The sequence below is a fragment of the Mesorhizobium metallidurans STM 2683 genome (genome assembly GCF_000350085.1).
GTDB lineage: Bacteria > Pseudomonadota > Alphaproteobacteria > Rhizobiales > Rhizobiaceae > Mesorhizobium > Mesorhizobium metallidurans.
In genome coordinates, this window is sequence record NZ_CAUM01000154.1 from 1 (window position 1) to 9,000 (window position 9,000).

General features: G+C 57.9%; 9 protein-coding genes. 2 read left to right on the forward strand and 7 right to left on the reverse strand.

Annotated elements, in window-relative coordinates; translation table 11 throughout:
* The 7 genes from MESS2_RS30345 to MESS2_RS27855 all read right to left on the reverse strand — a co-directional run.
* Positions 1-710 (reverse strand): hypothetical protein (locus MESS2_RS30345; protein ID WP_051069177.1); only part of this gene is annotated, 710 nt, incomplete at its 3' end.
* The gene (locus MESS2_RS27830; RefSeq protein WP_157357870.1) at positions 710-1,078 is read right to left on the reverse strand and encodes a hypothetical protein; all 369 of its coding nucleotides are present in this window, start codon (positions 1,076-1,078) and stop codon (positions 710-712) included. The genes MESS2_RS27830 and MESS2_RS30345, both read right to left, overlap by 1 nt.
* Positions 1,079-1,091: 13 nt before the next feature.
* On the reverse strand, positions 1,092-1,685 hold the full coding sequence (locus MESS2_RS27835; protein ID WP_008877943.1) for a sigma factor: 594 nt from the start codon (positions 1,683-1,685) through the stop codon (positions 1,092-1,094).
* A 440-nt stretch (positions 1,686-2,125) separates the two neighbouring features.
* The gene (locus tag MESS2_RS27840; RefSeq protein ID WP_008877944.1) at positions 2,126-2,707 is read right to left on the reverse strand and encodes a hypothetical protein; all 582 of its coding nucleotides are present in this window, start codon (positions 2,705-2,707) and stop codon (positions 2,126-2,128) included.
* A gap of 380 nt (positions 2,708-3,087) precedes the next feature.
* The gene (locus tag MESS2_RS27845) at positions 3,088-4,524 is read right to left on the reverse strand and encodes a hypothetical protein (protein ID WP_008877945.1); all 1,437 of its coding nucleotides are present in this window, start codon (positions 4,522-4,524) and stop codon (positions 3,088-3,090) included.
* Positions 4,490-5,695 (reverse strand): MFS transporter, encoded by a 1,206-nt coding sequence (locus MESS2_RS27850; protein WP_008877946.1) that lies wholly within the window; start codon positions 5,693-5,695, stop codon positions 4,490-4,492. Before MESS2_RS27850 ends, MESS2_RS27845 begins: the two co-directional genes overlap by 35 nt.
* A gap of 107 nt (positions 5,696-5,802) precedes the next feature.
* Positions 5,803-6,687: a helix-turn-helix transcriptional regulator gene (locus MESS2_RS27855; protein WP_008877947.1), complete on the reverse strand. Its 885-nt coding sequence runs from the start codon at positions 6,685-6,687 to the stop codon at positions 5,803-5,805.
* Between the two features lie 279 nt (positions 6,688-6,966).
* Here MESS2_RS27855 and MESS2_RS27860 point away from each other — a divergent pair, with 279 nt between their 5' ends.
* On the forward strand, positions 6,967-7,962 hold the full coding sequence (locus MESS2_RS27860; protein ID WP_008877949.1) for a class I SAM-dependent methyltransferase: 996 nt from the start codon (positions 6,967-6,969) through the stop codon (positions 7,960-7,962).
* A gap of 11 nt (positions 7,963-7,973) precedes the next feature.
* Entirely contained in the window at positions 7,974-8,933 is a 960-nt protein-coding gene (locus tag MESS2_RS27865; protein ID WP_008877950.1) for a LysR family transcriptional regulator, read from the forward strand.
* Positions 8,934-9,000 lie beyond the last annotated feature (67 nt).

Genomic DNA, 9,000 nt, shown 5'->3' on the forward strand with positions numbered 1-9,000 from the left:
AAGGAGGGGCGACTGCGGGCTGCGGCGTTCACAATACGCGGTGCGTGACGATCAGCGTCACCTGCTGACAGTCCAAAAGTTTCTATCAAGCAAGCCGCGGCCGCTGCCCGATCTATGCGCCCACTTCGAGCGAGCGTTCGGGCAATGACAATGCCTATGGGGGCGAGGGCAAGGAACGCAGCTTCGTCGGCTTCATATTCCATGACTTCCGCGGCGGCTGTCAGTGGGATACCGTCGTCCCGCTCCATGACGTCTGCGAACGCGCCGAGCGGGCATCCGGACAAAATGCCCGCTAGCCGTTCCGGTGCCGTCGGCGCTCGAAGGCCATCGAGCACGTCGATGATCGCCGGGCCAAGGCGAGCGATCGCGAGTTCGCGCCGTGTTAAATAATGACCCGCAAAATGGGCCAGTTCATGCGCGAGAGCGAACCGTAGGAGCGCTGCATCATCTTCGTCGAGAAAAATAATTCCGAAGCCTCGGTGGGCAACCAAGCAGCCGCGCAGTCGTCGTTTCCGTAGGGAAGCGGTTGCGCGACCGGTCGCGGCAGACAGCGTTTGCGCGACGTCCGCAGTGGTAAGGTCAGCGCGGACAATGATCGACACAGGCAAAGTCAGCGGTGCGCTTGCGGCGAGATCACGCGGAAAGCCGGAGCCGACTTTGTCGGCTCCGGCAGTAATTCGCGCTGCAACTGCGGCGGCGTCAAACGCCATCAATCGGCATCCTGTTTTCCCTCGTCCACGTCGAGCGCGGCCATCAGCATTTCGCCGTCGTCATTGGCATTCGCAAAGGCCTTCGCGCTTTCAGCAAAACGTAAGATATTGACGAGGGCTAGTGGATTTACGCCCAACGAGTTGGCTAACTCCATTGCAGCCTTGGGCATTGCAGCGCCTTCCGGCCGCGGTGTTACTGCGAGCCGCCACAGCTGGTTCTCATCACAACGCAACTCGGCGGCGGCCGAGCGCCCTGGATTGGCACGTTCCCAAATCGCCAAAGCGCTACCGACGAAATCGGATCGATCACGCGCCGCTTGGGCCATCGCACGACCCAGACGTTCAGTCTCTGGTGAATTTCGCTCCATTGTAATCTCCATATTAATCAAGCCTTCGCCCCTCCCCAATGCGGCGAGCTCTGCCGCGGATACGCTCCAAACGTCTTCCCGCTTCCTCTAGTCCAGCTTCGTCGGCAGCTAAGCCGAGAGCTTGAGCGACCACGGGCACCGAACTCGCACCCATCTTCATGAGGTTCACGATAACTGCGTCCCCAGGATCCTTTACCAATTGGTCGCCAAATCGCTCCCAGTCGATCTGCTGGATCATTGAATCCTCATCATCGACGGCTGCTGACGGATCAACCAAGGAATTGTCACTCGCCGCGAACGTGCCTTCATACTTTGTACGGCGAGCCTGCGAGCGGCGAAGGGTCATAGCCTTGCCCTTGGCTATGGCGGCGATGTACGTCGAAAATTCAGCGCGCTGCGGATTATAATCCATTGGAGCCGCCAGATATTTGAACAACGCGTCGAAGCAGGCCTCTTCGGCATCCTGATGGTCGTGGAGCCCAACTATGTCGCGCTTGACGATGGCGACCAGCGGAGCAATGACCAGCTCAACGATCTTCGAGGCGGCGCGGGAATCACCTGCCAAAAGCTGGCCGTGTAGCGTTAACAGTTCATTCTGTTTCGACATCCTCGTCCTCTTGCCGTGCGGGCGACGTTACCTGCAGAGTCAACGCCAATCTTGTTCGACGTTATATATCTGCCGTTCAACGACATATTTGGACGAAGAAAGACAAATTTTTTCTGTGCCGCTTCCGCTTATTGCGCGGACGTCAGATCAAGAACCGGTAGACTGGAGGCAAATCGCGGCTGGGCGAACAACCCAATCGATGCCAGGACACCGCGAAGCTGCTGAATTCAGGGCGAGCGAAGGCCATTTTCGCTGACATTGATGTCGCGCAGGACAAAGCCGAGAGGTTTTCGCCTTGATCGGCCACCAAGATCCTCTGTCGCGACGCACGCCCGGAATCGCGCGTGCCAAGCACGTACGATCGAAGCGCGTTGCGCGATGTGCTTTCTGAGAAGATAGTCCTTCTCGCGCTGCCCTTTTTGGCGAGTCGCCGCACCATTTTATCCGACTCGAAACGGTGCCTTCGACATGAGCCGAATGGTGGTTGCGATGGCAAAATGTGCATCTTGGGCAAGAACATCTTCGGCGAGTTCTCCAACAACGACGGAACGTCTCACCAAACTGGCGGGGTCGTTTACGTTCCGGAAGTGAGACAGCGGGTTGCGGAGATCCGCCAATCTCTTGAGATCGGTAATCTCTCCCGACGAGAGAAAACGCATCGCTGAGCATCGCTTCAGCGTTTCATGAAATCCCACCTTCGGTGGTAGGTCTTCTCCTGCCACATGCAGAAACCCAGCCAGAGTATTTTCCGCAAGCGATTGGCAAAGTAAAATGGTCGCGGCAAAATTGCCATGGACGAATGACGACCGGGCCTCGATCAACGCCGTATGAGCTACGGTTCCTCCAAATAGAAGCGTTCCGCCACTCCCCAATGTGCGTCCGTGATCGATCAAATAGTGATACCGGCCGAGTCGGCCTGCGAGGTCATCGTGCAGGTCGGCCAGTAGTAGTTGGAGAAGTGCGACATCTGACGGAGTCGAAAAGAGATCAGCCGCGTCATCGTCTGGATCGACTTCGTTCATGTTCGCCCGTGGGGACCGCACACGACCCGGGATGAAGCAATTCGTCGCAGAATTTGCAACCCGCCGATCGCTTCAAAATGGTGCCGGTCAAGTCGTTCCAATGCCATCGCTTGTGTCGGTACCATAGCCTGTTTCTGACGGCTTTCAACAAGGTGGATCTTTAGTCGTGGTGGTTGAACCTTTGCGGGACATCCCGCTGCCCGTCATCTCGCGTGGCCTATCTCGTCAACGAGGTCGATTTCTGCTGTTTTCCTTCTCAGCCTGTCCTGGCTCAGCGGACTTGAGTTCGGGTCTGGATTGACTTTAAGGCGAGTCAGTCGTGAAGCAGCCATTCGCAATCCGGCGTACCCATGCCAGTTGCTGGAAGCGCATAACACATTTCAGGAAAGGGTCCATTCCGCATCGGCCGGCGTGACCAACCCCTGCCGCAGACGGCTGTGAAGTTCATGCCACGACGGGTCCGACACGAAGCCTTTCATGCTTCCACATGCCTCGGCGAAGGAAATGTCGCCCAAACGGTCGACAAGATCACTCATCCCGCCGTTCCTGCCATTTAGGAACAGCTCGAGCGGATCATCATCACACTCAATTACCCGATGTCCCCAAGCACCCGGTACGTCGTCGGTTGCGAGAGCCTGCCGAAGATCTCCATCAACGCCTGCGGTCTCAAGCGCCCGGCAGACGACATAGCGCATCAGGGGATAGTAGATCGGCTGATAGCTGCCTCCAAGCGCGCGCACGCCGGGCAGGATCGACAAAACCAGAAACATCAGCAGGAGATTCGGGACAAGGCTGCGGTTTGCTAGCCGCTCGAGGATGTCGGGGGCTGTGAAGCACGCCACCTTCATACCGGTCGCAGGATCGATGAGTTCTCCGGCGATCAGACGCAGCGGAAGGCGTTTGCCATTTTCATAGAACCAGAAGAAATCAGTACCGCGCGCGAGCCAGCCACTCCAGGGGCCGGACGCCAGCCTGTCGAGGCCGGCAAGGATGTTGGGAGCGAACTTCGGGTCTTCCAGCAGTCTCCGGCGTAGCCAGGAATTTTCGTCCGACAGATGGTCGGCCACCAGGTCGGCAACATCCTCGTCGTCGATCTGCAGGAAGGCAAAGCGGCCTCCGAACATTTTTGGCCAAAGAATGAGATTGGCTGCCTTGATGGCGTGCGCCGGCCGTTCGAATTGCGTCTGGGGCAGAAGGCTACGGAGCAGCGTGAGCGCGTCTCCGCCAGTGCTTGGCTCCGTCGGTAACAACTCGAACCTATAGGGTCCCGGCCCGGCTAGCAGGCTGTATCCGATCATCCGGCTTCGGCTTAGGCCAAAGACGTTGACCGGCTTCCCGTCAACGGTGAGCCAGCCTGGTCCCTTGCGCGGCTTTTCAACGAGATTCACCGTCGAAACGGCGTAGGAAACATAGGTCGAACAGCCATGCGCCGAGAGACCAAGGAGGCTGAAGATGTGCGTGTAATAGGCTTCCGGCTCCATGAGGAGAAACAAGTGAGGGCCTGTCTGCATCACACGGTGCTTTTCGAAATCCCTGCAGATTTCTGAGGCGGTATCGGCAGACAACCCGTTTCGTGTCGCTGCCTTCCTGATGATGTCGAGTAGTTTGGTGAAGGCTCGGAGCCGGATTTCTGTCATGGGACCCGAAGCCGGCGCCGTAAACAGGCGAAACGCATAATCGCGGATCGGCCGGGAATGATAAGGTTTCATCCAGGGGTAGAGCGCCTCCAGCGACCCCAGGACTGCCTGTTTCGCATCGGCACCTGCTGCTAGCTCTTCCACCTCACGATTCACCTTTTTCTTGTGGCTGACCGGCACCGACGCTCAAACACAAAATACTGATGAGGAGCACCACTCCGAAGCTGAAGAAAATCATCGAAGGAAATGCTCGATCTCCTACAGCGGCGGCGATGCCGAAGACGAGTAACCCGAGCACCACGGCCACACTATGCATTATGCCTTTTGCCCGGCCCAATAGATAAACGGATACATGCGACTGCAATGTGACTTCAACGCTGACACGTCCAAGATTGTATAGAAATCCGAGCGCGGCAAAAAGGTTCACTGTCCAGGGCATGCGCAGATATGCCAGCGCCATGAGTACCAGCGCCGTTAAGCCCAAAAGCATGAGATGCAGCGCATGAGTGCTCATCGTTCTTTCAATCCGGCATAGAGAGACCGCGCCGATCAGTGAGCCCGCCGACCATGCAGCCTCGAGGTAGCCGAAATCCACGGCAGTACCCTTCTGCTCCTGCAAGACGAAGCTCGATCCCATGACGCTGACAAGCACAGCGCTTGTATAGAGAAGCGCGTAGACGACGATGAGACGACGCAGGCTCAGATCAATTTGTGCCGCAGATATTTTGGCGATGGGGACATCGCGCGAAACCGGTTCCAGCCGCATCAAGGCAAGACAGCCCGCTGAAAACAGGAAGAAGGCAGCAAGAACGGTGAATGGCAGGACTGGGGAGCGCTCATGCAGCAAAGGCCCTGCAAGCAGAGCTGCGCCGAGGTTGCCGAACTGCATGACGAAGAAGACGGCGGAATTCGAGGCTACAAGATCGCGGCCGTCAGCTATCTCGGGGATCATTGATTGAGAGCTCGTAAGCGCGACACGGTCGCAAAACGAAAAGAGGGCTGCTGACAGACAGATAATCAGAAACACGTCCATGTAGAGGAGCGCGCAAGCGGTAGCCAGCATAACGACGAAGCGGCTGAGGTCCGCCGCAACGTTCAAGCGTCGCCTGTCAAATCGATCGGCCGCCACGCCGGCCAGAGGGCTCGCGATGAATTCGACAATGCTTGCGATCGCAAGGAACGTCGCCACGCCGGCAGTTCCGTACCCTCGCTCGACGAGAATCCAGGCGGATGCGATGTAGTAGCCGTTTCGGGCAACAGCCGCCGAAAGCGTGCTGGCCAGGAATCCGAGGCAGGGATTGGACCGGTTGGCCCGTCCTTTGCCATGATGAATTCGAACCAGGTTTGACATGAGCGGCGTATCCGGGCTGACCGCCGATGGATACCTTCTTCCGCCAAGCCTGCTTTACTGTGATGCTGGGGTTTTCCGATACTTGCTGAGAACCGACAAGCGGCGGCCTAGATTCTGCACTTACGACGAAATTCCGTGGGGGCCGCGCCGAAGGCCCGCTTGAAGGCGGTCGTGAAATGGCTCGAGCTGCCGAAACCACATTCCATCGCGATCTCCGTCGCCGACAAATTTGTCGAACGCAGCATATCCGCGGAGTGCTCCAATCGGCGCTGCGCAATGAATGCGTGCGGTGTCATGCCTGTCGACTGCTTGAAGGCCCTCCAGAAATGGAACCGGCTAACTCCAATCTCTTTTGCCAAATCGGCGAGCGTAGGCCTGCCCTCCGACAAGGCCTCGATCATTCCCACCGCTCGCTTGAGATCGAACGATGACAAACCGCCTTTTGCCGGTTCCTGATGGACGCCGTTCAACCTGAACATTTGCCCGAGCAATTGCGTGGCCTGGCACTCCACCATCGTTGCGCTGATGGGGTCAGGCTGCTTGAGCTCCAAGACAATCCTCTGCAACGCCGACTCTACAGTGGTGTCCCGAAATCCGATTGAAGGCGGCAGCACTGCCGCGCGATTGCGACTTCCCGCAAACACGTCGTCGGCGAACCCTTTTTCAATCGAGACCAGTAGGTAGGAAGCGGTAGCGTCCCCCTCGTCCCACCCATTCCAATCACTGCCGGCGGGCACGAAGATTATCGAGCCGGCCCGGCGCGGCAAAAAGGCAATCCGGCGCCCGTCCACAATGTCTTCTCCGCGGCTCGCCGTGCCCTTCAGGTTCATCAAGAACACATGGTTTGGCTGGAGGATTCTTGTCTCCTGGCGCTCAAGCCCGGTTCTTTTGACTATGTCCGCCCGCACGCTCCCCCAATTCTCATATTTGTGGGCAAGCGATTGGTGGCGTGAACGGCGGTTCTCGGTCGGGTCGAGGGCAAGAGTATTCACGTATCCACAGTCTCCTTACTGGCGAGTGGCCAGTCGTTGCGTGATGTGGCGAACCAATGGTTGCTGAACAACACGCAAATAACTCTGGATTGCTAGAAGATGTGACTTTAGCGAAAAAATGGCAAGCGAGTGAAAGCCGTCTGTATCCGGCGGCCCTACCAATTGGCTCAGCCAATACTTGAGCCGGGCGAAATATTAGACCACTCTTATCTTAGTGGAATTTCCCGCCATCGACGTATCGGCATCTCACCAATGGAACGGTGCTGGAGGCATACTGCGATGCGTGGACTCGACGACTTTCTGGCTGAGTGCGACCATGGCCCACGGATCAACGGGCTAGCCGGCTTTTTCGCGGCGACCGCGGCCGGAAAGAGCGGGATGCCAATGCGCAAGCCCGTCGCCGATGCCCGCCTTCTGCCGAGCGATGAATTGCTGCGCGGCCTGGTCAGCCTGCATGCGGCAAGACAAGGTTTTTTCGACCAGCACTACCACGGCAGCATTCCCTACAGACTGGAGGAAGAGTGCCGGATGGCCTACGCGGTGCTGAAATATGCCCATCATCGTGACGCTCCGCTTTCGCTATACAGCCTTGGAACGGCGGAAGGCACGATGGCGAGAACGTTGTCGGAACTGTCCGAGGGACAGATACGCACACTGTCGTGCAGTCCAAACGCGGAGAATTACACGAGCTTCATGGCCTATGGCGAACCGCCGCACGCCGACTTCTTCATCGGTCCCTTCCATAAGTTGACCAAGGACGTCCTGGGTTCGGATCCGCGACTGGCAAATTTCGCCCACGGCTTCGATATCATTCTGGAAGATACGACCTTCCAGATGTACTCGCCAAACAGAGCAAGCCAGATCGAGTTCGTGATCCAGCACCTCAAGCAGGACGGAATCTTCGTCTTCGTCGAGAAGTTCCGGGCTGCCGAGGAGCCGGACTATAGGCGTCGCGAATACCAGAAGGATTTCGGCTTTAAGGCGCGCTATTTTCCCCCAGACGAAATCGAGAAGAAGCAATCGCTCGTTCTGGATACGATGTTTGGCAATGAGGTGACTTTGGCGCAGATGGCTGACGCGATACGCGCGCATTTCAGCTACTGCTCCCTGACGTGGAACAGCGGAAATTTCTGTAGCCTCGCTGCGAGCAATAGCGAGGAAAACCTGAACCGGTATCTCTCCCAGATGGCCACGCCAGCCATTCCGCACGAGTACGTCTACGAAGCCAGCCTGTATCCGACCCTGCCGGTGAGCCGCGCCGCCGCGCAGGAATAGGCGCTTAAGCCTTGGGACAGGTCAACAACACGCTCCGCCGTTTGGACCATGTCTTCGCAGCCGTCGACCATGGCAGCCTCAGGCAGGCTGCAAGAGTTCTCAGAGTGAGGGAATCCTGTGTCAGCCGCAACATTGTTGCTCTTGAGCAATTGCTGGACATGCAGTTGTTTGACCGGGACGTCCATGGCGTTCGGCTGACCGAGGCGGGCCGGGCCTGGGTCGATCTTGTCCGCGCCCATTATGAAGGCTTGCGCGATGCCCTGGCCGGAAGTAGTCGCGGTCATCAGGATGCCAGAACGGTCAGGATAGGACTATGCGCCCAGAGGGGGGGCACGTTCGTGGCACGTCTAATCGATCGTTTTGGCCGTTTGCATCCGGACATATGCGTCGCGATCGAAGACGTTCCAGTCGAACAGTGCCTGGCGGCTATACGCCGCCGGCGCCTCGACATCGTCTTCACGCATGGGCTTGAGAACGCCGCCCTATGCCGTAGCGAGATATTTGCGCACGAGCGCTTGTTCGTTCTCCTGCCCTGTTCCCATCCGCTTGCGGAAAGGCCTGCGGTCACATGGGTAGATCTTGCAGATACGCGCCTGCTGGTTTCAGGCGCATCGCCGCAGGATCTGGGTTTGCTGGAGCATATCGCTGCGAATGGTGGCCCCACTGTCCAGATATGCCGCGCCAGCGAAGCGACTGTCATCCTTAAGGTGCAACTCGGCCAAGGCGTGACTCTTGCAGGCGAGGGTTTTGCCAGGACAGTCGCCATTGACGCTACAGTTTGGAAACCCATCGACGATAGGAACGGCATCCGTTCGATCAAGGCGGTGTGGCTGGAATCGAACCCAAAGCGTGCGCTTTTGCGGCTGGTTGGGACCGCGAGAAACATGGTGACTGCAACGCGACCCGGCCCTACCCCCGTCAAGGCAGGACGTATGGAACGCCGCGGCGCCATTTCTGAAATCACGCCATGACTGCGAGTCGCCACGGACCCGGTTCGCCTCGGTGGTCAGGCCTTCAACCACCCTCCGAGCGCTTTGC